Origin of the sequence: Pseudoalteromonas sp. SR41-4 (assembly GCF_014163985.1) — a bacterium.
In the GTDB taxonomy this organism is placed as follows: domain Bacteria; phylum Pseudomonadota; class Gammaproteobacteria; order Enterobacterales; family Alteromonadaceae; genus Pseudoalteromonas; species Pseudoalteromonas rhizosphaerae.
The window spans coordinates 18,991-45,231 of sequence record NZ_JACJEI010000020.1 but is presented as its reverse complement, the minus strand read 5'-3'; the positions used below and the strand labels follow the sequence as shown (position 1 = coordinate 45,231).

Here is a 26,241-nt window from a genome sequence, read left to right as displayed (position 1 = left end):
TGTTTACTTATCTAGTTACGATATTCTCAGCACTGAGTTTATAGCATTATAGGTGCGACAATTTGTCACGTGTTCAGGCAACGTCGCACACTATATACTTTGTTCATCTTAAACCTGCTGTAATTAAAGAATAAAATGAGCAACCACAATCCACTTATCAATTCACGTTATGCACTTTCTCCGTTAGCACTTTGCATAGCGAGTTTAGTTTCTCCTTACGTTCTTGCTGATGATTCAATTGAAGTGATTGAGGTACAAGGCCAAAACGTTAACAGCCATGCAAATTTAGGTTCTGCTGAACAGCTTTTAACTGAGTTGGGGGTGGATTTCTCTGCGGCAGGTGGCGTTTCTAGTTTACCTATATTAAATGGCATGATGGGCGATAGAGTTAAAGTACTGGTTGATGGCGCAGATATTACTGCGGCCTGTGGCAATCAGATGAACCCACCATTATCTTATATTTCGGCTAATCAGCTATCGTCTTATCAAGTGATTGCAGGTATTTCGCCAGTAAGCGCTGGTGGCGATAACATTGCCGGCGTTATTGTAGTAAACACCATTGCTGCGCAATATGGTGAGAGTGATACGTTAGCGTGGCATTCAGGTTATGTGTCGGCGCAGTATCGCAGTGTAAATAATGCGCAAGCGGTAGGTGTTGGCGCACGACTTGCCAGTGGCAGCTTGAGTTTAAATTATCAAGGTGCCTTTGAAGACGCTGATAGTTATGACGATGGTAATGGTGATTTAGTATTAGATACTCTATATCGCGTGCAAAATCATGCATTAACTGCAGCGCTGCGAGATGAAAAACAACAGCTAGTGGTTAAATTAACGCATCAAAAAATACCCTTTCAGGGCTTTGCTAATCAATATATGGATATGACGGATAACACCAGTTATGGCATAGTCACTCAGTATAAACGCCAGCTTGAAAGTGGTGAGTTTCGAGCGCAAATAAACTTTAATGATGTAAAGCACGAAATGGGTTTTTTCAGCGCTGAAAAAACCGGCATGATGCCGATGAATACCGACGCGCAAGATATCAGTTATCAACTTAATTGGCGTTTAGACTTTGATGCTGACACTGTATTACTGCTCGGCCAAGAATACTATGGTTACCGCATTGATGATTGGTGGCCTGCGATTGAAGGCTCAATGATGATGGGGCCTAACGACTATGTAAATATTAATGACGGTGAACGTGACCGCTACACCGGTTTTGCTGAGCTGCAAAAGCAGCTAAATAACAAGTGGTGGGTCTCTGCTGGTACGCGTATTGAATATGTGCAAACGGATACCGGTGAAGTGCAGCCATATTCAGACATGGGTGATGGCATGAATGGAATGTCAGGTATGGGAAGTATGCCAGCAATGAATATGGCAGATCCAAATAAAGATGCTGCAAAAGAGTTTAATGCCATGGATCGCGCGCGCAGTGACACGCTTGTGGATGCCAGCCTATTATTACGCTACCAAATTACTAATGAAGATGAACTACAATTTGGCTTAGCACGTAAAAATCGTGCGCCTAATTTATATGAACGTTATAGCTGGGGTGTCAGCACAATGTCGACCAGTATGATTGGTTGGTTTGGTGATGGTAATGGTTATATTGGTAACCCAGACTTAGTAACCGAAACCGCGCATACCATCAGCACCAGTTACACTAAATCGGCAAAAGATGGACAGTGGCAAATAACAGCTAACGCTTGGTATACCCAAGTAAATGATTATATTGATGTTACTGTTGTTGGCAGTACTAACCGCACAGATAAGGTATTAACTGAGCGTAATCCCCTGCAATTTACCAATTTAGACGCCACACTTTATGGCACTAAGCTTGAAGGTATTATCCGTGTTGTTGATAGTAAAAATGCAGGCACATGGGATTTAACCGCCGCGCTTACTAGCACCCATGGCGAGCGTGATGACAGTGATGAGCCGTTATATCAAATAATGCCACTGCACAGCAAAATAGCCCTTGAGCAACAACTCGGTAAATGGCAAAACTCATTAAGCTGGCAGTGGGTAGATAGTAAAACGCGTGTAGATCCGCGTCGTATTGAAAATCTATCAGCCAACTATAGCTTAGTGAATTTAGCAACCAAGGCGAGATGGGATAAGCTAACAGTTAAGTTAGCAATTACTAATTTACTTGATCAGTATTATCAACAGCCGTTAGGCGGAGTCAGTATTGCTGATTTTAAAACAGATATGAGCCAAGGCTTCAGCCAATTAGCAGGACAAGGTCGCTCGGTTAATGCCGGTATCAGCTACGCATTTTAATAAATAGAAAATTAGTTAAGTTTTTTAAAGGCCAAATAATTTGGCCTTTTTCGTACCTAAAAAACATTGTTAATGTTATTTTTAAAACATACTATTAGCTTATTTAAAATAATGAATAGTTAAAGGATCTAAGCTATGAAGTTTTACCCTCTTTTATTTGTGTTAATAAGTATATTTAGCATCCCCGGGTTTGCCGCTAGCACTTCGGAGCAAGAATTTACACGTCAGTATACTGAACGTGCGAAATTGGCACTCAAGCAAGCAACCTTCAATCATGTAGATAATCTTGTCATTGAAATTGAGTTTAAAAATGGTTTAAAAGTAACGAGTTATTTAGCAAATAGCTATGCACGTTATATTTCAGGGCAAGCAAGTATGGATGAAGCGTTAACAGACTTTATCGCCAGTCAAGTTGAATATCAAAATTTAGATGAATCAGATGTACTTAATATTAGCCAGTTACGCCCAGTGATAAAATCACAAAGTTATTTAGATGGAGTGAAAAGTCAGCTAGCAGCTGTGGGAGTGAACGAAATACAGCTGCCTTATTATGAAAAGTTAACAGGTGAGCTATTGGTGTTTTATGCAATAGATTCACCTGATAGTTTACGCTTTCTTACTCAACAAGACTTTCAAAGCTTAGCGATATCAAGTCGTAACTTAAGAAGTAAAGCAATCGCTAACTTAGATAAATATTTAAATACCATTAATGCCAAAATAGAAAAATTAGACATCGGAGAGCATGGTGATGTTTATATGTTAGTTGCTGATGAAAATTATGAAGCAACAGCTATTCTTACGCCATCATTCAAAAAGTTACTTAAACAAAAAATTCCTGGTGAGGTTGTTATTGGTATACCTAGTCGCAATATTTTACTTATCGCCAGTAAAAGTGATAATAAGGCAGTAATGTCTGTAGCAGGAATCACTTACAGTCAATTCCCTGAGCTTGCTTATGCAATATCACCCAATATCTATACACTCAAAGACGATAGCTGGCAGCAAATTGACCTTTAGAGGCTTACGAGAGAAGCGTGTTCACTTTCACGCTTCATCAGTTGTCCCTCAACAAGTAAAGCCAATCTTTCACGTTCAGCTTTAGAAGCGTAAGCAGGCTTATTACTTTTGTGTAATTTAGTATTAGCGCGCTTATCTTTTTGATTAAATTTAGTAACGAGCTTTTTTCTGCGGTTAATGGTTTATCTTCACGCGCTTACTAGCACCCATGGCGAGCGTGATGACAGTGATGAGCCGTTATATCAAATAATGCCACTGCATAGCAAAATAGCCCTTGAGCAACAACTCGGTAAATGGCAAAACTCATTAAGCTGGCAGTGGGTAGATAGTAAAACGCGTGTAGATCCGCGTCGTATTGAAAATCTAACAGCCAACTATAGCTTAGTGAATTTAGCAACCAAGGCGACATGGGATAAGCTAACAGTTAAGTTAGCAATTACTAATTTACTTGATCAGTATTATCAACAGCCGTTAGGCGGAGTCAGTATTGCTGATTTTAAAACAGATATGAGCGAAGGCTTCAGCCAATTAGCAGGACAAGGTCGCTCGGTTAATGCCGGTATCAGCTACGCATTTTAAGTAAATTACCTAAATGTAGCCATGATGTTTAGCATGGCTAAATTACAGCTGATCACAAAAATCTATAAACTGCGTTAACAACGGATTTTTGTATTTGTCTTTATGCATCACCAACCAAAACCGCCTTTGCATGGGGTGGTTTAAGTTAAGCTGCGTAACGCGGCCATCTTGTAAAGCGTACTGTGCCGCGAGTGACGATAAACACCCCAGCCCTAACCCTTCAGCAACGCTGTTGATCAGTGCCTCTGTCGTGTTGAGTTCAAAACTTTGGCTCCAATTATCGATATGCGTAGCGAGGTTTTGTAAAAAGAATGAGCGTGAACCAGAGCCAGCTTCCCTTAATACCCATTCGCTGTTTGTTAAATCATTAAAACTAAGCTGTAATTTTGCAGCTAAAGGGTGGGATAGCGGTGCAATAATACACATAGAGTCTTGGCTAAACACGGTTGAGACTAAGTCGCTTTGCTGGGCTTGGCCTTCTATTAGTGCAATGTCGAGCTCAAAATCGCGCAGTTTTTGGCAAATAAGCTCAGAATTTGAAATAAAAACTTGCTGTGAATAATGCTGCTGTTGTTGGCGAAATCCACTGAGTATAAAGGGCAACACATGATTACCAATGGTATCGCTGGCACCTATTCTTAAGGTGCCGCTGGCTTTTGCTTGGGGCGAAAAAAGCGTATTAATATCATTTGCTCTGTGCAGTAATTCATCGGCCAAGGGCAGTAATTTTTGCCCTTCTTGATTTAAAATTAAGCGATGATTTACTCGGTCAAACAGTGGGTGACCTAACTGCTTTTCAAGCTCGCTAAGCGCCATACTGACTGCCGCTTTAGATAGATAAAGCCGCTCTGAGGCTGCGGTAAGTGTTGCATGCTGAGTAATACCTACAAACACTTTAAGTTGTTTAAGAGAAATATTCATGAGTTTTATGTTTAGTTTTTATGAACATGTGTTCTATATAATTAGATTTAACTAAACAAAATGCAAGGTTAAACTTCTGTATAAGATAAACAATGAGTGTGGAGTATAAACATGTTTAATTATATAAAAGCCAAAGTAATAACCGCACCTACCCCAATGGGTGGATTAGCATTAGGCATAGCCAGCCTTGGTTGGGCTTGGGAAAACATGTTTAATGCAAATGGCGCAGCGCAATACACTGGGGCGGCAATTGCGAGCGTATTATTATTAATACTTGGCTTAAAATTTTTACTGCACCCGCAATTACTAAAAGCCGATTTAGCGCACCCTGTTGTAGGTAGCGTTGTGCCTACTTTTGCTATGGCAACGTTGGTGGTATCTAATTCGTTAGGGCACGTTAATCCATTAGCAGGGGATGTGCTTTGGGTAGGCGCATTTTTATTGCACTTAGGATTTTTATTGAGCTTTGTTATTCATCGTGTTCGTGAATTTAAAATTGAACACATGGTGCCAAGTTGGTTTGTACCACCTGTGGGTATTATTGTTGCCGATGTAGCGTTCTCGGGTAACCCAGCACTGTTGTTTTTAGCACAAGCAGCACTTTATTTTGGCATGTTAATGTACGCAGTTATGTTGCCGTTAATGATTTACCGGATAATATTTGCTGAGCAAATTCCTGATGCTGCACAGCCCACATTAGCTATATTAGCGGCGCCGGCAAGCTTATCGTTGGCGGGGTATTTCACTGTAGTGACCCAGCCGTCGCCATTGATAATTGGGGGGTTATTTGGTATTGCCATACTAATGACATTAATTATTTATACGGCATTTTTTAAATTACTACGCCGCAGGTTTTGCCCTGGGTTTGCTGCATTTACCTTTCCCATGGTCATTGGTGCTACGGCGTTATTTAAACTCGCGGATTGGATGCTAACTATGAATGTTGATGTACAGTTTATAAACCAAATACATCATTTAGCGGTAGTTGAATTGCTAGTAGCAAGCGCTGTGGTTGGCTATGTAGCGATCCGTTATACGCATTATTTTAGTTCCTTGGCTTTAAACGGCTTGAGGGTGTGAAATTGTAATAGTTTGAATACAGAACGAAGAGGCAATAATGAGATTTTGCCTCTGCGGTTAATTATTATTTTAGCGGCAAGTAAATATCAGTTATTAAATCACACTCATCTACTTCATGAATGAGATTTAAGTAATGAAAGAAGCACGGAAAATCTCTAACTTCTTCAGCACTGTTTGGTAACCATTGACGATATAGATAATAAACAGTGTCGCTGATAGTGTCATGACTGCCAAAGTGCCTGACTAAAGCGCAGCGACCTGCCGGGATCTCACCATTTTTTACGCCGTATTGATTATCGCTAATTGGTTGCTTGACGCTGCCGGCGAAGTCAAAGCGAAAATCGTTGTCGTCAGTCACCGCAGGATCGCTATAAGGGATGCCATAAGTATCACTGGTTTTTACCGGTGATAAGCCTGACTCTTTTCGCCATTTAATAAACTGTGCGGCTGTTTCCATAAGCTTAGTGGCCGAACCGTTGTGGGTAAGCAACGCAACAGCTTGCGGTGCAAAGTGAACAATTTCTACTTTCATATTACTAACCTTTAATTCAGGTATTTTAAAGTCAAACTGCGCATGCCAATGTGGCCAGTTTGGTGTGCTTCTGAACTGAGTTGGGGATTGAGCAAAAACACGTTTGAAAGCACGACTAAAAGCTTCAGGACTTTCAAAACTTGCCTCTAATGCAATATCAATAATGCGTTTGTGATGCTCAAAAGCAAGCCGATAAGAGGCGCGCTTTAAGCGAGCAAATTGCGTGTACTTAGTAACGCTTACCCCCATTATTGAGATAAATAAACGATGAAAATGAAATTTAGAACAACAGGCAACGGCACTTAAACTATCTAATGTAAGTGGCTCATCAATATGGTTTATACCCAAGCCACCTCAAGATGCAGAATTCAGCGTTTCACAGGTGCTTAATATCAAGGCGTTACTTTGCAAGAATGGCAGTCCCTTTTAAGAAGTAACAACGATGAGAGTATGTGCCTGTGAAACGCCCAACGGGTTGGTTTAAAAGCGATTTATACTGCGTTATTAATTTTAATAATAGAGCCACTATTACTTGCAATCAATGCCTTGCCTAAATCGCTTTTAATTCCAACTGAAACTTGCATCTTGAGGTGGTTTGGGTATACGTAACCACAGACATGATGGATGCGCTGTAGGTGCGTGTTTTTCATAGTTACTCGTTATACTTTTATTCAGAAGTGGCGTCAGTGTGACAAAGTAAGAGAATGCCTGCCTGATTGAAATTGCTCAAGTTGCTTTTTAAATAAAAAAGAGCCCAAAGGGCTCTTAACTGGGGGAATTAATAAGGATTGATAGGGGAGTAGAAGTTATTGTTATTACCATTAATGCTCACGTCTAGTTGCATACCATTATGAGCGTGGCTAACCACATTGTAATTATCACCAGGTAGTAGCTTTACTCTATTAATATTTTGATAGTTTACTGGGCTCCCACATTGCAATGTCACTCTTTGCGTATTAGCCGTTTCTTTAAAGATGTAAACTTCATTGCTGCCGTCAACAACACCTGTACCAGAGGCATCGATGAACAGTGAGGTTGCCTCACTGGCTGCAATAGAAAAATACTGATTGCTGTGATGGCCTAAAGACACGATGGCACGCCCCATTCTGTCACGTTCTTGGAAGTGTGTATCGGTTAAGCTGTTGTTTAATACAGGCACATCAATAAATCGACTGCTGAAGTTAAGTGTTTCGTGGCAAAAGGCAGTGACTACTTCATCTGATACTGCGCCAGCAACGCCATCTGGATCGTACACGCTGTTTGCCATTAATGCCATGCCTGCAGACGTTCCGCCAACGACACCGCCCTTATCAAAAACGTGTTGCACAGCGGTTTGTACTTTTGTACCTTGCCATTGATTAAGATAATCAGATTGGTCACCGCCTGCAATCCATACAAATTCGGCACTGCGGATAGCCCAGTCAACATAGTCATCATTCGCTTTGTTGCGAGTATCAATGATCAGTGTTTCTACTGAGTCGGCATTCATTAAGTTCAGTAAATAATCGTTATAAGCGTCAGTACCAGAGGTTCTAAGCACAACAACATCGGCACCGCTGCCAACATGGTTAGCAACGCGATTACTAAATGCTTGATCAACATCGCTGCCACCGCCCATAAGTAATACAGCACCTTGATCAGCTGTTAATGTGTTGCATGAATCAGCACTGCCACCTTGTAAATATGCTTGTAATGAACCTGGCTTTGCAGGGCGAGAGCTATAGCCACAATCACCGCTGCCACTTCCGCCACCGGTGTTACTACCTTCACCAAAATTGACCGTTAAATCGTACCAACCTGTACCGGAGTAACGCGTTACTTTTACATAATAAGTACCCGTTGATTGTGCACTATAACTGCCTGTTTCTGGTACATTGCTAGTTGCCCCTTCGGCAACAGCAGATCCTGTTTCTTGGTATAATGCCCAGTCAAAATCATCGTTAGTGTTGTGCTCAAGGCTGACCTCAATAGGCCCGACTTGAGTTACTTCAAAGCTAAACCAATCAGTATCATTGCGGCTCAACGAGCCTGCAATGGTGGTATTACTACAAAGTTGGGTATTTGCATTGCTTTCAGTGTCGTTTGATTCAACTTCGTTTGTTAAGCAAGCATTGCTTGCAAACGAAAAAAACATGCACGCGGCTAGTGATCCATTAAGAATTGAGAGTTTTCTTTTCATTATTGTTACCTGAATTTTAATTACATAGAAGCCTTCCTACTGCGAGGCATTATTGCTTTTAAATTATTCAGGTTTTTTTATTCGTCGAACCATTCACTTAAATGATAGTTGACAGAACATTCTTGAGGAGCACTAGGAGCGATAATAAATAATTTGTTCATTTATGCCTCCTAAGTGATTATTGGTGTGTTTCAGTATTGTTGCTGAATATTCAATATTACAGTTAGGTGTGCAATTTGCAGCTATTTATTAACTTTTATTTTACTTAAATCTCAAGTTTATGTTTTTATTGGTTTATCAATTCGCTTCATCATTTACTAAAGCAACTGGTTGTTCCTCAACAAGTAAAGCCAATCTTTCACGTTCAGCTTTAGAAACGTAAGCAGGCTTATTACTTTTGTGTAATTTAGCGTTAGCGCGCTTATCTCTTTGATTAAATTTAGTAACGATCTTTTTTCTGCGGTTCATGGTTTATCTTCACGCGCTTAAAATTGGTGGCATAGTATACAGCCTTATTGCAGCCATTAGCTATTTAAATATTTTGCTCTGAATCTTGCTGTGATAGGTACAGTGCTGGCTTAATAAAGGTTAACAACGTTACAATTGCAGAGTCGTTTGGTTTATCCAATTCTCGGTCTTTTAAAAATAGGAATTTGTTTTGAAACAGTTTATTTTAGCCAGTTTGGCACTTTTGGCCGCCAATGCACATGCTAACCTTGATACGCGCAGCGATGCTGCGGCGCAATATGCGGTCAATATATATCAAAGTGCACAAATTCATACCTTAGCTAATTTAGTATCATTCCCGACGGTTAATAAAGACGGCATCAATACTCCTGATAATCCCGACTTTATTGGCTTTAAAGCTTTGTTAAAAATGAAAGCTGCTGAACTTGGTTTTGATTACCAAGATTTAGGTTACATAGTCTTAATTGGTATGGGTCAACAAACAGATAAAGTAACCATAGTAACCCATGGCGATGTGCAACCTGCCAACGCAAGTAAGTGGAAAAAAAGCCCGTTTGAAATAGATAGTACCTCAGAGCCAGGTAAATTAATTGCGCGTGGAACAGAAGATGATAAAGGTGCTATCGCAACCGCTTTATATGCAATGAAAGCTATAAAAGATCAACAGATCACACTTAATAATCGTATTGAGTTGATGATTTACTTAGCTGAAGAATCTGATTGGGGTCCGCTTGAAGAGTTTATGAAAAGCTATCAGCAGCCTAAATATGCGGTTACTATTGATGCGTCATACCCGGTGGTTGTCGCGGAAAAAGGTTGGAGCTTAATTGCACCAACGTTTAATGCTACCTCAGCACAAACAGGAGTGTATGTAAGTGAACTTACTGGCGGCGCTTTTAAAAGCCAAATACCAGAAGATGCGAGTGTGGTGTTACATAACGCCGATACTGCGTTAGTCAGCAAACTTAAACATGCAGCGAGTGCGCTTAACGCTGTGGAATTTAACTTTAGCGAGCAAGCTGATGGTGTTGTTATCAGCGTAAAAGGGTTGTCTGCTCATTCATCAGAGCCAGAATCTGGGGTTAACGCCATTGCTTACTTAGCAGAAGTTTTTAAAGGTGTTGAGCTTGAGAATAACAGTGATGGCCAAGTAATTGCGTTTATTAATCAGCTAATTGGTCTTGATATACATGGCAAACAGTTTGGTGATATTGCTTATAAACATGACTTTATGGGACCTATGACAGTAGCACCAACGCTTATTGAACGTAATGGTAATGAACTCACACTCGCTGTGAATTTACGTCGCCCAATGGGTAAAGATGAAGCGGTATTGCGTACGCAAATTGATACCGCACTGAGTAATTGGCAAGTGAGAAATAACGTAAAGTTATCTGGTGTTGATGTGGTGATTGGCACGCCAATGTTGCTCGACAGCGCACCTCATGCACAAGCATTGTTAGATATTTTTAAACATTTTACCGGTGATCAAGAGGCTGGGTTTGTATCTATTGGTGGTGGCACCAATGCCAAGTTATTTGATAATGCGGTATCGTTTGGGCCATCAATGCCAGGCAAGCGCTACACCGGTCACTCAGAGCATGAGTTTATTACAGTTGAACAACTTAAGCTCAATCTTAAAATGTATACAGCAATGATGATAAAGCTGGGTAATATGTAACTTAGGTCGTCATACACACAAAGTAAAACGCCGCTAAATTGCGGCGTTTTTTTACTTCTAAGTCGTTAATTAAGCTAAGTTAACGTTTTAAAGTAGTCGTTCATTTACAATTTTTTATATTAACAACGTTGATTTTCCATAAAACACTTAACATTTACGCGACTAAATGATAAAAAGTTTTATCGCCTACTGCGTTTAAAATAAATGGATAGTTGTAATGATGGAATTTTTAAACTTAGCGCTTACTTTCCCCACCGTTATTTTTTCAGCCCTGTTGTTAGTTGTGATGTTGTTTTGGCTAATAACCCTTATTGGCTTTGCTGATATTGACATGTTTGAATCAGATCTAGAAATTGAAGCCGATGCGTCGCAAAGCTCAGGCTTGAGTTCATGGTTTAGCATGGGGTTTGGTGGCATCCCAATTACTGTATCTATTAGTCTCGTAGTGATGAGTAGCTGGTTGATCAGCATCTATGCCCATAAGTTTTTTGCCTACCTGTTAGGCGATGGTATGTGGTTTTATATTTTTGGCGTGCTAATGCTGGGCGTTTGTTTGCTGATTGCTATGCCAATTGCGGCCATTATTTCTCGGCCATTACAGCGCTTTTTTAGCAGCGCACAAACCTCGCAAAGTTCAGATTTACTGGGTTTAGAATGTGTTGTTGTTACTGGCAAAGTAACTAATACATTTGGCCAAGCACGGGTTAAATTTCAAGGTACTGAGCAGTTACTTGAAGTTAGAGCTGAAAATGACGAGCAATTTACATCAGGTGACACAGCGGTGTTGCTTGAACACCTCAAAGAGCAACACTGTTACATTATTACCGCCAAACCTTGGTAATACCCTAGTTTATTTAGGGGTAAGTAACACATAATAAATCGATAATCACGTTAGGACATAACATGGAATTTTTAGATAATCTCATACCTATATTGACATTTGTAGGTATAGCAATCGCTGTTATTTTTGCTATTTTGCTAATTATCGGCAAGTTTTATCGCAAGGTAGAGCAAGGCCAAGCACTGATCATTAATAAAATGAAGAACGAGCCCGATGTCACCACTACGGGCGGAATTGTTTATCCTGTGATCCATAAAATGGAAGTGATGGACATTTCAACCAAGCGCATGGTGCTTGAGCGTAAAGATAAAGGCGGTTTGATCTGTAAAGATAATATTCGCGCCGATATCGCCATTACTTTTTATATTCGTGTTAACGAAAACAAAGAAGATATTTTACGCGTTGCTAAGCAAGTCGGTTGCGCCCGTGCATCAGAGCACGCCACATTGCAAGAATTGTTTGAAGCGAAATTCTCAGAAGCACTTAAAACTGTTGGTAAGCGAATGGATTTTGTTGAGTTATTTACTCACCGAAATGAATTTCGCGATAATATTAAAGAAGTGATTGGCCAAGATTTATCGGGTTATTCACTTGAAGATGTTGCTATTGATTACCTTGAACAAACGTCAATTGATAAGCTCGATCCGCAAAATATTCTCGATGCCGAAGGTATTCGCCGCATCACTGAAATGACAGCAGTACAAAATGTATCTACCAATCAATTGAAGTGTGATGAACGCGCTAAAATTGAGATTCAAAATCAAGAAGCCACCGAAAAGTCACTGGAAATTGAGCGTCAAAAGCAAGATGCAATGTCACGTCAAGTGCGCGAAATTGAAACCGTGAAAGCCCGCGAATATGCCGAAGCTGAAAAAGTACGCCAAGAAGAGCGCTTAAAATCAGAGCAAGCCCGCATTCAAACAGAAGAAGCGATTGGCATTAGCGAGCAAAATAAGCAACGTGAGCTTGATATTGCCGAACAAAACCGATTACGCGTTTTGGGTATTGAAGAAGAGAAAGTTGCTCGTTCACGTGAAATTGAAGTGATCGAACGTGAAAGAGAAACCGAAATCCTGCGCATCAATAAAGAAAAAGCACTGGAAGTAGAACGTAAAGAAATTGCCGATGTAGTGCGTGATCGCGTGATTGTTGAAAAATCAGTGGCTGAAGAAGAAGAGCGCATTAAAGATGTGAAGGTACTCGCAGGTGCAGAGCGCGAGAAGAGTGCGATGATCATTCGTGCCAAAGCCGAAGCCGAACAGTCATTAGTAAAAGATATCGAAGCTGCAAAAGCGCAAGAGCAAGCCGCAGAATATAAAGCTCGTGAGCTTGAAACAATGGCCAATGCAGAGCTTAGAATTGCTAATCAACAAGCTGAGTCGAAAAAGATTTTGGCGCATGCGCAACAAGTTGAAACAGCTGCTAAAGGGCTTGCTGAAGCGGATGTTATTAAAGCGAAGGCCGAAGCAAATGCAATTCAAGGTGAAACTGATGCTAAAGTAATGCGTCAAAAACTTGAAGCTGAAGCACAAGGTAATCGTGAAATTGGTTTATCTCAGGCGCAAGTACAAACAGCCATGGCTGATGCGAATGAGAAACAAGGTGAAGTGGAAGCGATTAACCTAGAGCGTAAGATGCGCGCCGAAGCAAAAGGCCTTGAAGAGAAGCTACAAGCCTTGAACGCAATGGATCAAGATGCTCGCGATTACGAAAGCTTTACGCTGCAGCTTAACCAGCAAAAAGAGCTCGTATTGGCAAAAATTTCGGCCAGCAAAGACATTGCTGAGCACCAAGCACATATTATGGCGAAAGCCTTAGGTAATGCTGATATTAATATTATGGGCGGCGATGGTCAGTTCTTTAATCAATTTATGAGTGCAATTAGTTTAGGTAAATCAATTGATGGCTTAGTTGATGAAAGTAAAACCGTACAAACCGTATTTAAAGATCACTTAAATGGTGATCGTAATTTAATTGAAGACCTAAAAGGGGTGTTAGCTGGGGCGAATGGCTCAGCCGAAACACTTAAAAACTTCAACATGAGTAAGTTATTAAAGCAGTTAAGTAATACCTCTGCGGCTGAAAAAAGCCAATTACTAAGCATGTTAGGCGGTAACTTAGGTGGTGGGTTAGATGAGAAAATTAAACTAGATCCAAAAGACTAGCTTAATTTCTAAGTTCTCTCGTTGTAGCCGCAATAGTTTAACTATTGCGGCTAACTTCTATTAAATTTCAGGATAGGTTTCATGACGGACGCAACTCAACAAGCGCTAGAACAAGGCTCGTACGATTTAATTAAACGCCGCTTAAATAATTTTGGTGCTAGTTTAAAAACGCAAATAGATGATGTAAATACACAGCGTATTAACGAGTTTGGTAGCACTGATCTACAAGTAAAAGGGCGTGTTCGCGTTCGTACGGAGCAAAATTGTACCCCGCGCGATATCGTGATTATTGGCGATAAAGTTATCTTTGCTTACAACGTATTTTTGGGATTAAAAAAAGAAACCGCAATCAGTGATGTATTTAGTGTACAAAAGTTGGTGGAGCAAGACGACCATTACGAAATTGAGCCTTACCCAGAGACAACGCGTTTTTTAACCGATAGTCGTTTTATTCGTGATTTTGAAGAACTGTATACCTACTACAAACAAACCAGCCTACAGCATTTATATCAACAAAATGGCAAGCTATTTGCTCTATTCCAAATCGGTGACAAGTTATCGGATGTGCGGGTTTTTCGCTGGGAAATTCACCCAGACAACACCATTAATTATATCGATAACCGCGGTGAGCGTGATATTCAACACGCACATGACTATGATTTTGAATGGCTCAAAACTGACCGAAGTAACCACATAGAAGGGCGCCACGCTCATATCAACATCGCGGACCAAGTGTTTGTTGAAACCATTGGCGGTTCACTGACCATTAAAATAGAAAACAGCACTGACACCGGTGAAGGGATTTATCAAGAAGCTGTTGATGATAAAAACCAATCCCTTGCTGACAGCGAAGTTGAGTACGCGCTGGTAGGCGACTTAGTGCTGCTAAAAATTCTCCCATACCGTGAAAAAACATGGCGTTACTTTATTTATAACACCCGCACTCAGCAGGTCATGCGCCAAGATGCAATCGGCAGTGCATGTGTTACTTTACCTGAAGATCACGGCATTATTTTCCCTGGCGGTTACTACTTACAATCAGGGCAAGCACGCTCGTTTGAAGAGCAAATAGAAGATTTAGAATTTCACCGACATATAAAGTCACCAAACGGCGAAGATGTTTTATACGTGTTTTACGAGCCAAGTGAAGGCCGTTACGCGCTATTTGCCTATAATATTATTGATAAAAACCTGCAAAATCCAATTTATTGTCACGGTTATGCTATTTACAACGATGGTATAACGCTGACTTTTAAAGCCGATAAAGACCAAGCGGAGCGAGTACACCCGATTCAAATTTGGCAAAGCCCGTTTGTATCGGCTGAATTTGCAGCCAATGCGCCGCCACTTACTAGCTTTTTTGGTAAAATAGGTAACCCCGATTTAGTTCGCGGTATTTCTGATTTATACAGTGTCTGTAAAGCCATTAGCGAGCAAAGCCCGACTTTATTTCATTACGAAGATTTAATTGCCCTTAGCCGGAATATCTTTGACCGTTACCATTGGCTTAACGAAAGCGAATTTGCTGAAATCGCACAAAACCTACACAGCATCAATGAAACCGCTGAGCAAGTGCTTGATGAGTTTGAAAAAGTCACCGAGATTCAAAACAAAGCCAAGCAAGCCTTGGTGGATATTAATAAGCAATACACTGATGTAACCCGAGAAGTACGTCCTGATAGCTTTAAAGTCGCACCGCAATTTGTGCAAGGTATTGATGCATTAAAAATGCTCAAAGGGCAAGTAATAAGCCTTGAAGATATTAAATATATAGATATTGCTGCACTGAATAACTTACAAAGTGAAATTGATACACGGCTGGTTGAAGTAAGCCAAGCAACTGCCGCGTTTTTACAACAAGACAGCGCGCTGGCGCCGTACCACGAAAAACTTAAAGAGCTTGAAGAGCTAAGCAGTAAAAGCGAAAGCGTTAGCGAGCTGAAGACCTATATCGCACAGTTAGATGCGCAAAGTGTAGAGCTGGATTTACTTAACCACACTATGCTTGATTTAGACATCGACGACAGCCGTGTGCGCACGCAAATCCTCGAAGATATCAGCGCTGTTTATGCGTTGGTTAATCGTGCTAAAGCGAGCATTGAAATCCGTCAAAAGAGCCTTGGCAGTGTTGAAGCTAAAGCTGAATTTGCCGCACGCTTTAAGCTTTTTTCGCAAAGTATTACCAACGCACTAAATAATGCTAAAACCCCAGAGGCGTGTGACGAGCAACTTTCACGTTTGCTTATTCAGCTTGAAGAGCTGGAATCGCAATTTAGTGATTTTGACGAATATCTGACAGAGATCATTGCCAAACGTGATGACGTATACGAAAGCTTTGAAGCGCATAAACAAAGCTTAATTGATACCCGTCAGCGCCGCGCATTGAATTTAGCCAATGCCGCCGAGCGTATATTGCAAGGCGTTAACCGCCGTGCGCAAAGCTTTACTGAGCTTGATGCATTAAATACTTATTTTGCCGCCGATCCTATGATCAGCAAGCTTCGTGCATTGACTAGTGAGCTTAAAGAGTTAGGCGATGAAATTCGTGCCGATGATATCCAATCAAAGCTAAAAGCCAGTAAAGATCAGGGCATACGTTCGTTACGTGATAAACAAGATATTTTCACTGACGGCGGCAATACAGTCAGTATTGGTAAGCACGCTTTTAGTGTTAATAAGCAATTACTCGATTTAACCTTATTGCCGCGTGACGAGCAGCTGATGCTGCACTTAACGGGTACTGATTATTTTGAGCCAATAACAGATGAGAAAAGCTTACAAACGTTACAGCAAAGCCGTCATTTGTGGCAACAAACATTAGTTTCGGAAAGTGAGGTGGTTTATCGTGGTGAGTATTTAGCTGCGCAAATATTACTCGCTTGTGAAAACAGTGAGCATTCGCTGACTTTTGCACAATTAGAGCAGGCACAGCGAGATAAACAATTATTGCAGCTGGTGCAAAAATTTGCTGAACCGCGCTATCAAGAAGGCTATGAAAAAGGCATTCATGACCACGATGCATGGGCAATTATTGACACCTTATTGACGCAAAAAAATAGTCTGGACTTACTTATTTATCCGGCTAGTTGTCGTATTATTGCGCAGTTATTTAGTGCGCAATTGTCATCTGCACAACTGAACGAATATTTCCATCAAGCGAGCAATGCTATTTTGATGGATAAACACTTTGCTGCGACCAGTTTTATCGGCACGTTAACTGCGCAGTTAAGTGAACAGATCAATGCCTTTTTAACTCAAGTTAGCAAATTATCTGCACGTTTTGCTGATTTATCCACTGACTTGGCCGCAGCTTATTTAGTGCAACAATTAGCGCAACAAAAAACGGCAGAGCAACAGCTATTTATCGTTTCTCAACAAGCTAAAAATTTAGCTGAACAGTTTAGCAGTGACGCTAAAGCCAAAGGTTATAGCAACGAGCTTGCTCAGGCCTGTGAAAACGTAAAGCAAACTGATGAGCGGGCATTATTATTTTTAAGTTGGCTTAATGCGTACTGCATGCAAAATCCTAAAGTGTCGGCGATGGTGCAGGCGGAAGCGGCTAACTACTTGCATCTCAGTGCCACCACAACATTAAAATACACTGTGTTGGACGTCACCCCAAACACCCAAGTTGAGCGTTTAATGGGGCAGCATAAACGAGTGCAAGAGCAAACTTTACATGTTGATTATGCAGAGTTTTATGCCAGAACTCGTAAATACATCACTGAGCAAGTACCGGCTTTTGAGCAGTATCATGCACTGCGCAGTGATATTTTAGCGGCGCAAAAAGAGCGCCTGCAACTTGAGGAATTTAAAGCCAGGCCACTTAGCTCGTTTGTACGTAATCAGCTGATCAATAAAGTGTACTTCCCAATTATTGGTGATAACTTAGCAAAACAAATTGGCTCAGCAGGTAAAAACAAACGCACTGATTTAATGGGCATGCTATTACTGATCTCGCCGCCAGGTTACGGTAAAACAACCTTAGTTGAATACGTTGCTAACCGTTTAGGGCTGACTTTTGTAAAAGTAAATTGCCCGTCGATAGGGCACGATCAGGTGTCACTCGATCCTGCTCAAGCCATTAATGCTACTGCTGAAAAAGAGATTGCAAAAATCAATCAGAGCTTTGAAATGGGCAATAACGTGATGCTGTATTTAGATGATATTCAGCATACTAACCCTGAGTTTTTACAAAAGTTTATTTCTTTGTGTGATGGCTCAAGACGTATTGACGGGGTGTGGAACGGTAAAAGTAAAACCTATGATTTACGCGGTAAAAAGTTTGCCGTAGTGATGGCAGGTAACCCGTATACAGAATCTGGTGAGAGCTTTAAAATTCCTGATATGTTGGCAAACCGCGCCGATATTTATAATCTTGGCGATACCTTAGCCGGGTGTGAGCAAGAGTTTGCCATGAGCTTTATAGAAAATGCGCTAACATCTAATGCAGTATTAGCGCCATTGGCTAACCGCAACATGGAAGATTTATATAAGTTAGTGCGGATGTGTCAAGGCGAAGATATTTCATTAAATGAGCTTGAACACGGCTATTCACAAGCGGAAGTTAACGAAATTAAAGCGGTACTTATACGACTAATCACTATTCGTAATACCGTACTAAAAGTGAACGCCCAGTATATTGCCTCAGCCGCGCAAGATAATAATTACCGCACAGAGCCGCCATTTAAATTGCAGGGCAGCTACCGTAATATGAATAAAATGGCAGAAAAAGTCGTTGCTGCCATGAATGACGAAGAGCTAGAAAACTTGATTTGTGACCATTATCGTGGTGAAGCGCAAACACTCAGTAAAGGCTCTGAAGAGAACTTACTTAAACTCGGTGAACTGCGTGGCACCTTAAGCGCAGAGCAGCAGCAGCGCTTTAGTCAAATTAAAGGTGACTTTGTACGTTTAAATAAACTTGATGGCGCCGGCAGTCCGGTGATGATGGCGGTGGAGCAAATGGGTTATTTGCATCAATCACTGGAAGAGATTGCCGGTAAACTCAGTAAAAACAACCTAAGCCACGATTACAGCCAGTTATTACAAAGTGTTGGTGTGAATATTCAAGGTTTAGATAATAAACAAGCAATTAGTAGCATAGCGCAATCGCTTGATAATGGTTTTGTGCAAACGCCTTATATGGCAAGTTTAGAGCAATTAAGCCTTGCTATAGCTGGTAATAACTATCAGTCACACTTGCAGGCGTTAATTGAGCAACTTGCAGCCCTTGATAATAAAGAGGCTGTGAATGCGCTAACTGCAGCGGTTACCAGTAACAATAACCAAACGTCATTTACTGAGCTTGTTAATGCAATTAACCAACAAACTCAAGGTATCAATAATAACAATGTGCAGGCTCAGTTTGAAAAATTGATTGCTGCATGGGGCGCGAAATAGCATTTAAATTAACCACAAAGGAAGCAATATGGATATCAAAGTACCTGAACTACAAGGAATGATGGGTAAGGCTACGATTTCGGCAATTTACGTTAATGAGGGGGATGCCGTAGTACGAGACCAAACTTTATTTGATGTTGATTTTGATAAAGTGGTGTTGGAAGTGGTTGCTGCCTCTGCCGGGGTTGTTCATAGCTTTAGTGCCAAGCAAGGCGATTTAGCTATATCAGAGCAAGTGGTGATGCAACTGAGAGAAAAAGTTGCTGGTGAGCAAACAACATCAGAACAATGACTCTTACAGATGAACTCGTCGAGCAGGATTAGCTGCTCGGCGTGTTTATTGATGTTTAATAACTAAAGTGCATTATAAGGCGGGTTTAATTGGCGCTTTTGAAACGCTAGAATCGCAGTATTTTTGATTATACCGTCTTCAATATTAATCGCACGACGGATGGTTTCATTTTTTTGCCATTGTGCCTTGCCTGCTAATACTGTAGGTAAGTATACAATCATTGCGGCTGAGATTGAACGTGTTGCGCTTTCCCATAAATAACTAGGTGTATGATCAACCGCGTAATAATCAACGGTTTCATAGCGAAACATCGGATTTGCAAATGTGGTCGGTTTAGCAAAAAAGAACCCCATACCTTCGTCACAGCTTACATCTATAATTAAACTGTTTGCTTTTAGGCAGTCCGCTTCAGATTCAATAACAAAATTAACTGGGTTTGCAGTTTCTTGAAAAGTGCCATTTACGATAATATCGGCTTCGCTAATGAGCTCCGTTAGTGGTCGTTGCGTCCCATCGTGTTCAACCACCATCATCCGTGCTTCATCGTGTTGGCCTTGGCGAACTTTAACGTAATGGCAGTCGAGGATCTCTTCGCGTACTTCGTGATCGGGGCGCTGGATGCAAATCGTAATATCTCTAAAACCATGGGCTTTGAGTGCATAAATTGCACCGCGACTAACAGCACCAAAACTAAAGATGATGGTTTTACGCTGATCACCATAATGTCCATCAATACCTTTGAGCTGCAGTGCGTGTAACACCGCACAGTAGCCGGCCATTTCGTTATTTTTATAAAAAGTATGACGACCAACATTGCCTTGCGGCGACCATACAAACATATCTTCAAACGCAATGAGAGTGAGTTTTCTATCAAGTGCAGCTTGGGTTATTTCGCGTTGTTGTACGCAATGTACGTAGCCCCAAAGGGTTCCACCTTCACGTAACTCCTGTAAATCAGCAAGCACCGGTTTGGCGATGATCACGGTGCCTATTTTGGTTAAAATATCACTGCGACTTGCAACACCACCGGTTAATGCGGCTATTTGCGCATCGCTCACATTAAAAGCTTCGCCGTAGCCTTGTTCAAAGATCAGTTGTTTTCTAAGTTGTTCTGGAATGCGCTTAAGGTGGTCTGGGTGGATAGGGTAACGTCGTTCATCTGTCTTGCGTGACGTACCAATTACGCCAATAGTTAATTCACTCATGCTATCGCCTTGTTTAAAGTATGCTGAGTTCATAAACGAATGATGCTACTTCGCCAACAAACTGTGGGCTGTTTTTCAGGCAAGCGAAACACTTGACTGTAAACAATGGTCTCAGTAAAGGGTTTTGTTATTTACTAAATTAGTATTTTTAATGTAAAGCGGTTTTAAATCAGGTGGTTAACTTGCATAGAATGACAAGTTGAAAGTAAATATGACATAGCCGCGATTGGCTTCTGCGTATTAGCGTTTGAGTATAACAGTAAAACAGTGGCGCATGCGGTTAACACAGCAATAAGAAAATTAAACAAGTACAATGACTGTGGTATTTTTTGTGATAAAAGGACTCGATACAGCGAGTCCCACTTTTTCTAGCAGCTTACTTTTCTGCAGAATATGGGTCTTCAGCCATTAGGTAGGCTCTCAAATCTGCTTTTTGCGGTTGTGCATTAAGCCATGTTCTGAGTTCTTTCACTTTTGTATAAGTGTCTGCGCCGAATTTATCAGCATATATGTCACTAAAGTTTTGCTTGGTACTTTGCTCTCTAATTTGGTTTTGCCATTGCTGTGTTACTACTGCATTCAATGTACCAGCTAAGCCTTCTTCTTTTAGTAATTCCCATTCACCTGCATCTAACCAGATCCCACCTACTGGTGCGCTGTAATCAATACGGTGGTCAGTTGCTGATGAAATACGAAACTTACGCATAATGACCCCCGATACTGGGCAAATTAACGCTTTTTTAGTGTCTTTAGCGTCGGCTTCGAATGAGATATTGTCAGCAAATGCAAAGTTTGGGTTACGCTCTTTCCAAGCTGCAAAGTCTTCGATTAGTATCCAGTGGCCATTACAGTGCGTGCATGTGTGCGAACGAAATTGACCTTCAATAAAACTCGGTTTAAGTAAACCTTTACCACAATTAGTACAATTCATAGTATCCCTTAATTTATTTTACTTACCCTGAAAAACCACCGTTAGGATAATTATTGCTATTTATTATTAATAATAACAATGATGTTACCGTATTTTTAGAATCAATAACAAAGCTTTGTTCTGTTTAACTGCAAATTTTAGCTAGCGCGTTGACTCTTCGTTTTTACTGCGTTTACAGCGCTGCGAGCAGTAAATAACGTTATCCCAGTCGCGCTGCCATTTTTTACGCCAAGCAAAATCACGTTTGCAAGTGGGGCAGGTTTTTTGCGGTAAAGTTAGTTTTTTATGAGCCATTGTGATGGTTTGTCTTGGTACTTTTTGTTCTAGGGGCGATGCTTACATGCTTTTTTAAAATCGCAGGAATAGCGCGCTTAACCTCAATACGTTCGCGATATTGCCAAAGCCGTTCTCTCGCTTCTTTAGACGCTTTGGTTAAATCAATCATCGGTGCAGGGTAATCGTCACCTAGTTTAAAGTCGTTAAATAATGCTTCCATGGGTGTTTGCTCCCAAGGTTCATGCAAGTATTCTACAGGCAGCTTTTCAAGCTCTGGGCACCATTTTTTTATAAATTCACCGCTCGGGTCTTGATCCTCAGATTGTTTAATCGGGTTGTAATGTCTAATAGTATTAATGCCCGTAACCGATGCTTGCATTTGTATTTGCGGGTAGTGGATCCCCGGTTCAAAGTCTAAAAAATAGTTAGCCAACGGCAGGCTTGCATGTTGCCAGCTGATGTTTAAATGATGCGTAACAAAACTAACTAACATAGCGCGCATTCTAAAATTAATATAACCGGTGGCTTTTAAACAGCGCATACAGGCATCAATAATAGGAATACCGGTTTGCCCCTGTGCCCAGCGTTCAATATCGCTAGTAACTTGTGCGTCATCACGATATGGAAATGCATGGTACCCCGGATTTAATGCTTTTAATTCCATGCTGCATTCGCTTTCAAACTTTTGCATAAAATGGCAATGCCAGTGCAGGCGAGATACAAATGCAGCAAGCGGGCGCTTCCAACCTTTTTTATCAGCATGAGTGCTATGGTATGCGTCAATCGCCATTTGATACACTTGCCTCAGGCTGATATTTCCCCACGCTAAATAGGGCGATAGCCTAGAGCAATGAGTACGGCTTAAACTAGGGCTAGATATTCCTTTTTGATAACCCTTACCGCGTTCAGCAAAAAAACTTTGCATTACTTCACGGGCAAGTCGTGGGCCCCCATGCTGAAAATGTTCATTATCTTGCGTATAGGAACTAGGCAGCTTGGGTGTTTTATAGTCAGTAAGGGTGAGTGGCTTTATTTGCTTCCAATTAGGTATAGCAATAGGTGCTTGCATGGTTTGTTGCCAGCGTTCGTTCCAATTGTGGCGATTTTTTTTGCCACGTATCACAGCCCCGGTTGGCGACTCTAACCAGTTAATATGATGGTGTTGGCACCATGTTTTAATGGTTTTATCACGTTCAAAAGTGTTGTTTAGCCCTATTTCTTGATGGCTAAACATGTTTGTGATTGCAAACTGCGAGTGAAGCGATTCAAGCAGGGTTTGCATGTCTTCATTAAATATATACACGCGGCTATTAAAGCGAGCTAGTTGGGTATTTAAATCAACAATTGATTGATAGACAAAGCGCCAATGCCGCTCGTTGTAATGCCCATCGTCAAGCAGTAAAGGTTCAAAGTTATAAATTAATAGTGTGGGCAGGCCATTACTAAACGCATTTTTTAAAGGCTGATGATCGCTTAGGCGTAAGTCACGTTTAAACCAGACTATGTTTATTTTTTCTTTCATACTGGTGATATCAAAACCGTATCGTTTATAAATAATTAGGCATAAATGGTTTTATACGTATTAAATGTAAAAGTAGTTTAAAAGCGATTTTGTTAGACGACTAAAACTAAAAATATGAGTTTTAGTCGTTAGTATAGAGGTTACAAATAGGCTGGTTGATTGTAAGTGCTCAGGCAGACAGGTCTTGCTGCGTTGGTAAAGCGTCGAATGCACCAAACTTTGCGACAGTTGAGGCGCCACACTTAGTTGCAAAGTTGATTGCTTTTAATACGTTTTCAAAATTATTGGCCCAATCGGTAAATTCGTTTTTATCACTTACTAGCGAAGCTACTTGGTATAAAAAACCGCCTACAAAAGCATCACCGGCAGCTGTGGTATCTACGACATTCGCTGGTGGACAAGGATATGTACCACTAAATGAGCATGAGGAAAATGTAATTGGCTCGCCACCATTAGTCATTAAAACCAATGACACGCCATTGTCTACCCAGCTTTTTATTGTGGTTTCAATATGCTCAATGCCATACAGGGCTATCAGCTCATCTTTACTTGCTTTAATAACATCAACCGTTTTAGCTATATCATTAATAATGGATGGGGCTGTAAGTGGTTCATCCCAAAAGGCAGGTCGAAAATTAATATCAAAGCATGTAACCGAGTCTGCTTCTTTAAAGTGTTTTAGTGCATTTAACGTAGTATTTAATATGTGAGCCTTAGCTAAAGAGCCTGAGCAAAAGCTCACTATTTTAGGGGCTGCAAATAAAGAGGGGGTTAAATCGGAAATCTGCAAATCATAATGCGCGGCGTCTTTATCGTAAAAATCAAATGTACGTTCACCGCTTTCATCTAATGAGACAAAGGCTAGTGCAGTTTTACCCTTTTTAGAAAAGCTAACATGTGATGTTTTAACATTATGTGTATCGAGTGCCTTTATTAAAAAACGACCAAACGGATCATCGCCTACCTTACCAAGCAGTGAGCTCAAACCGCCTAACTTTGCTACGGCGACAGCTACATTTGCGGGCGCACCTCCTGCAAATTGAGTGAATCCTGACTCGCTGTTTAATACTGTTTTATCTATACAATCATTTGAGAGTAAATCAATTAAGGCTTCACCAATTGCAACTACTTCCATTACGTTATTCCTATAAAAATTGTCAGGGTATCGTCTCGTTTTAAACGATACCTTTGGTTAAATCTAAGCCTTGACCACCAAGACAGTTATTGATTTTGGTGTCAAAAAATACGTCGCTTTATGTATCTTCTCGAATCAAGCCAGCTAACTTAGCTGGGTTAATGGCATTGATAGATTCACTCTTTCTTGAGCAGATGTACCCGTTACGATTATGTGCCCAAATCCTAAACCATTTTTTGCTTTTGTTGCGTGTGATTAAAAACTTGCTGTTTTATCAACCCGCCTCACCAGTTTGGGCAAATTTGTAAATAGAATGTAGAGAACTAAAAGTAATAAATCAACTATTATTACTTATTTTTTTGTACAAGTTTATGGAGTTATTTAATTGAATTTATTTGCGGGTAATCCAGGATATTAAAGCGCCGGCGAATAGCGCCGGCTGCTTGATAAATTTATTGGAAGCTAGTTGTGGGAAAGGCTGACGTTATCTTGAGAAAAGTTTATAATTAACGGTAGGTTAGCGCAACCTATTGATTGAGCTTTAGCACCAATAGAGCCGCTTTGTACGGCACAGCGATAAATGCCACGATGATCGGCTTGGCTTAATTTTGACTTTGTTGCTAATACTATTTTCTCTCTTACATTGATAGGGATTGCACCATCAATCACAATGGCTTCAAAATCAAAAATAGCCAGTGAGCACAGTGCTGCATAGGCAAGGCCATCTGCAACTTGATCTATCCATTTATCTAAAACAGGGCCTAAATCTCCCCAATATTCTTTTGAACTCCACACTATGTCGGTATTGTAGCCATCATCTTTAAGCATTTTTTCAAGGATATACAGCGAAGACTGCATGATCAGCTGTTGCGATGTTAGTTGGCCTTCACTATTGAGTACAGGCCTTGGTAATGAGCCAATAGCTCCCGCATTGCCTTTTTTACCGGTAAATAAGGTTTCATTTATAACGACTCCACCACCAATAAAAGTGCCAATAAAAATGTATAAAAAATCAGTAAAGCGAGCTGGGTTGCCAAAGCTCAGCTCTGCTGAGCATGCTGCGGTATCATCATTACATACATAGACAGGAAGAGAGATGATCTGATTGATTCTTTGTTTAAAATCGAAAGACTTCCACTCATTCATTACTTTCTTTGGTGCGCCAGCTTCTTCAGTCCAATTCCAAATTTCAAAAGGAGTTGCAACACCAATACCTAGAATACGCTCGGCTAACTCGTCACTTAAGCTCATTTTAAGTACGCTGATACCTTTTTCTAGAAAAGTGAGCAGACTATTTACAGTAGGGTAGGCACAGTATTCATTTAAGGTTGCGCGAATATTTCCGACCAAGTCAATTAAGGTTAAATCATAACTTCGGCGACCAACTTTTAAGCCGATGCCAAAAGCACCATCAGGATTTAAGGCAAACGGAATCGTAGGTTGGCCAACACGGCCACGCTGTGGCTCTTTTCTTATTAATAACGACTCGGCTTCTAAGCTATTGATAATAACTGTAACGGCTTGTGCAGAAAGACCCGTTTTTTGTGCTATCTCGGCTTTTGGCGCACTCCCTTGTTGACGAATTAAAGACATAATTCGACGTTCATTGTGAGCACGCAAGCCAGATTGGCTTCGGCCTTCTTGTGAGACGAGTCGAGGGTTTTTAGCTTTGATAATGATTCCTGTCTAATCTGTTATTGTCTTGAATAACTTAACTAATTGTACACT

Annotated in this window: 21 protein-coding genes; 9 read left to right on the top strand and 12 right to left on the bottom strand. The window is 40.7% G+C overall.

The window, feature by feature from the left end; translation table 11 throughout:
* Positions 1 to 135 precede the first annotated feature (135 nt).
* Together H5180_RS15595 and H5180_RS15590 are read left to right on the top strand one after the other, a co-directional pair.
* The gene (locus H5180_RS15595) at positions 136 to 2,286 is read left to right on the top strand and encodes a TonB-dependent receptor (RefSeq protein ID WP_182758557.1); all 2,151 of its coding nucleotides are present in this window, start codon (positions 136 to 138) and stop codon (positions 2,284 to 2,286) included.
* Positions 2,287 to 2,421: 135 nt separating this feature from the next.
* The gene (locus tag H5180_RS15590) at positions 2,422 to 3,303 is read left to right on the top strand and encodes a DUF1444 family protein (RefSeq protein ID WP_182758555.1); all 882 of its coding nucleotides are present in this window, start codon (positions 2,422 to 2,424) and stop codon (positions 3,301 to 3,303) included.
* Here the strand turns inward: H5180_RS15590 and H5180_RS15585 are convergent.
* Positions 3,300 to 3,482 carry a DUF2986 domain-containing protein gene (locus tag H5180_RS15585; RefSeq protein WP_145237760.1) on the bottom strand — a complete coding sequence of 61 codons (183 nt, stop codon included), beginning with the start codon at positions 3,480 to 3,482 and terminating at the stop codon, positions 3,300 to 3,302. The genes H5180_RS15590 and H5180_RS15585 overlap by 4 nt on opposite strands.
* Between H5180_RS15585 and H5180_RS15580 the strand changes: the two genes are divergently transcribed.
* A complete protein-coding gene (locus H5180_RS15580) occupies positions 3,481 to 3,882 on the top strand; it encodes a TonB-dependent receptor (protein WP_261375587.1) in 402 nt (133 codons plus the stop codon). The genes H5180_RS15585 and H5180_RS15580 overlap by 2 nt on opposite strands.
* Positions 3,883 to 3,924: 42 nt before the next feature.
* Here the strand turns inward: H5180_RS15580 and H5180_RS15575 are convergent, their stop codons facing one another.
* A complete protein-coding gene (locus tag H5180_RS15575; RefSeq protein WP_182758554.1) occupies positions 3,925 to 4,803 on the bottom strand; it encodes a LysR family transcriptional regulator in 879 nt (292 codons plus the stop codon).
* Between the two features lie 111 nt (positions 4,804 to 4,914).
* Between H5180_RS15575 and H5180_RS15570 the strand changes: the two genes are divergently transcribed.
* Positions 4,915 to 5,883, top strand: coding sequence for a TDT family transporter (locus H5180_RS15570; RefSeq protein WP_145237495.1), 969 nt, complete (start codon positions 4,915 to 4,917; stop codon positions 5,881 to 5,883).
* A gap of 64 nt (positions 5,884 to 5,947) precedes the next feature.
* Here H5180_RS15570 and H5180_RS15565 read toward each other — a convergent pair whose 3' ends face one another.
* The 4 genes from H5180_RS15565 to H5180_RS15550 all read right to left on the bottom strand — a co-directional run bounded on the left by H5180_RS15565 (position 5,948) and on the right by H5180_RS15550 (position 9,062).
* Positions 5,948 to 6,763 carry a GyrI-like domain-containing protein gene (locus H5180_RS15565; RefSeq protein ID WP_220493124.1) on the bottom strand — a complete coding sequence of 272 codons (816 nt, stop codon included), beginning with the start codon at positions 6,761 to 6,763 and terminating at the stop codon, positions 5,948 to 5,950.
* 143 nt (positions 6,764 to 6,906) lie between these two features.
* On the bottom strand, positions 6,907 to 7,065 hold the full coding sequence (locus tag H5180_RS15560; RefSeq protein WP_182758552.1) for a hypothetical protein: 159 nt from the start codon (positions 7,063 to 7,065) through the stop codon (positions 6,907 to 6,909).
* Between the two features lie 128 nt (positions 7,066 to 7,193).
* Positions 7,194 to 8,594 carry a pre-peptidase C-terminal domain-containing protein gene (locus H5180_RS15555; RefSeq protein ID WP_182758550.1) on the bottom strand — a complete coding sequence of 467 codons (1,401 nt, stop codon included), beginning with the start codon at positions 8,592 to 8,594 and terminating at the stop codon, positions 7,194 to 7,196.
* A 297-nt stretch (positions 8,595 to 8,891) separates the two neighbouring features.
* Positions 8,892 to 9,062, bottom strand: a complete 171-nt coding sequence (locus tag H5180_RS15550) for a DUF2986 domain-containing protein (RefSeq protein ID WP_145237486.1) — start codon at positions 9,060 to 9,062, stop codon at positions 8,892 to 8,894.
* Between the two features lie 190 nt (positions 9,063 to 9,252).
* Here H5180_RS15550 and H5180_RS15545 point away from each other — a divergent pair, with 190 nt between their 5' ends.
* The 5 genes from H5180_RS15545 to H5180_RS15525 all read left to right on the top strand — a co-directional run bounded on the left by H5180_RS15545 (position 9,253) and on the right by H5180_RS15525 (position 19,444).
* On the top strand, positions 9,253 to 10,743 hold the full coding sequence (locus H5180_RS15545; protein ID WP_182758549.1) for a dipeptidase: 1,491 nt from the start codon (positions 9,253 to 9,255) through the stop codon (positions 10,741 to 10,743).
* 217 nt (positions 10,744 to 10,960) lie between these two features.
* Positions 10,961 to 11,584, top strand: a complete 624-nt coding sequence (locus H5180_RS15540; RefSeq protein WP_257325469.1) for a YqiJ family protein — start codon at positions 10,961 to 10,963, stop codon at positions 11,582 to 11,584.
* A 62-nt stretch (positions 11,585 to 11,646) separates the two neighbouring features.
* On the top strand, positions 11,647 to 13,749 hold the full coding sequence (locus H5180_RS15535; RefSeq protein WP_145237480.1) for a flotillin family protein: 2,103 nt from the start codon (positions 11,647 to 11,649) through the stop codon (positions 13,747 to 13,749).
* An 81-nt stretch (positions 13,750 to 13,830) separates the two neighbouring features.
* Complete coding sequence (locus tag H5180_RS15530) at positions 13,831 to 19,152, top strand: DNA repair ATPase (protein WP_182758547.1); 5,322 nt, start codon at positions 13,831 to 13,833, stop codon at positions 19,150 to 19,152.
* 28 nt (positions 19,153 to 19,180) lie between these two features.
* Positions 19,181 to 19,444 (top strand): biotin/lipoyl-containing protein, encoded by a 264-nt coding sequence (locus H5180_RS15525; protein ID WP_182758545.1) that lies wholly within the window; start codon positions 19,181 to 19,183, stop codon positions 19,442 to 19,444.
* A gap of 62 nt (positions 19,445 to 19,506) precedes the next feature.
* On the opposite strand, the gene H5180_RS15520 is transcribed toward H5180_RS15525, so the two are convergent.
* The 6 genes from H5180_RS15520 to H5180_RS15495 form a co-directional block, all read right to left on the bottom strand.
* Entirely contained in the window at positions 19,507 to 20,649 is a 1,143-nt protein-coding gene (locus H5180_RS15520) for a N(5)-(carboxyethyl)ornithine synthase (protein WP_182758544.1), read from the bottom strand.
* 376 nt (positions 20,650 to 21,025) lie between these two features.
* Positions 21,026 to 21,580 carry a zf-TFIIB domain-containing protein gene (locus H5180_RS15515; protein ID WP_182758542.1) on the bottom strand — a complete coding sequence of 185 codons (555 nt, stop codon included), beginning with the start codon at positions 21,578 to 21,580 and terminating at the stop codon, positions 21,026 to 21,028.
* 141 nt (positions 21,581 to 21,721) lie between these two features.
* On the bottom strand, positions 21,722 to 21,874 hold the full coding sequence (locus H5180_RS15510) for a DUF2256 domain-containing protein (protein ID WP_182731067.1): 153 nt from the start codon (positions 21,872 to 21,874) through the stop codon (positions 21,722 to 21,724).
* Positions 21,864 to 23,378: a cryptochrome/deoxyribodipyrimidine photo-lyase family protein gene (locus H5180_RS15505; protein ID WP_182758540.1), complete on the bottom strand. Its 1,515-nt coding sequence runs from the start codon at positions 23,376 to 23,378 to the stop codon at positions 21,864 to 21,866. The genes H5180_RS15510 and H5180_RS15505 overlap by 11 nt, the downstream gene beginning before the upstream one ends.
* A gap of 169 nt (positions 23,379 to 23,547) precedes the next feature.
* Complete coding sequence (locus H5180_RS15500; RefSeq protein WP_182758538.1) at positions 23,548 to 24,513, bottom strand: carbohydrate kinase; 966 nt, start codon at positions 24,511 to 24,513, stop codon at positions 23,548 to 23,550.
* Between the two features lie 462 nt (positions 24,514 to 24,975).
* Complete coding sequence (locus tag H5180_RS15495; RefSeq protein ID WP_220491209.1) at positions 24,976 to 26,133, bottom strand: ROK family transcriptional regulator; 1,158 nt, start codon at positions 26,131 to 26,133, stop codon at positions 24,976 to 24,978.
* Between the last annotated feature and the right edge of the window lie 108 nt (positions 26,134 to 26,241).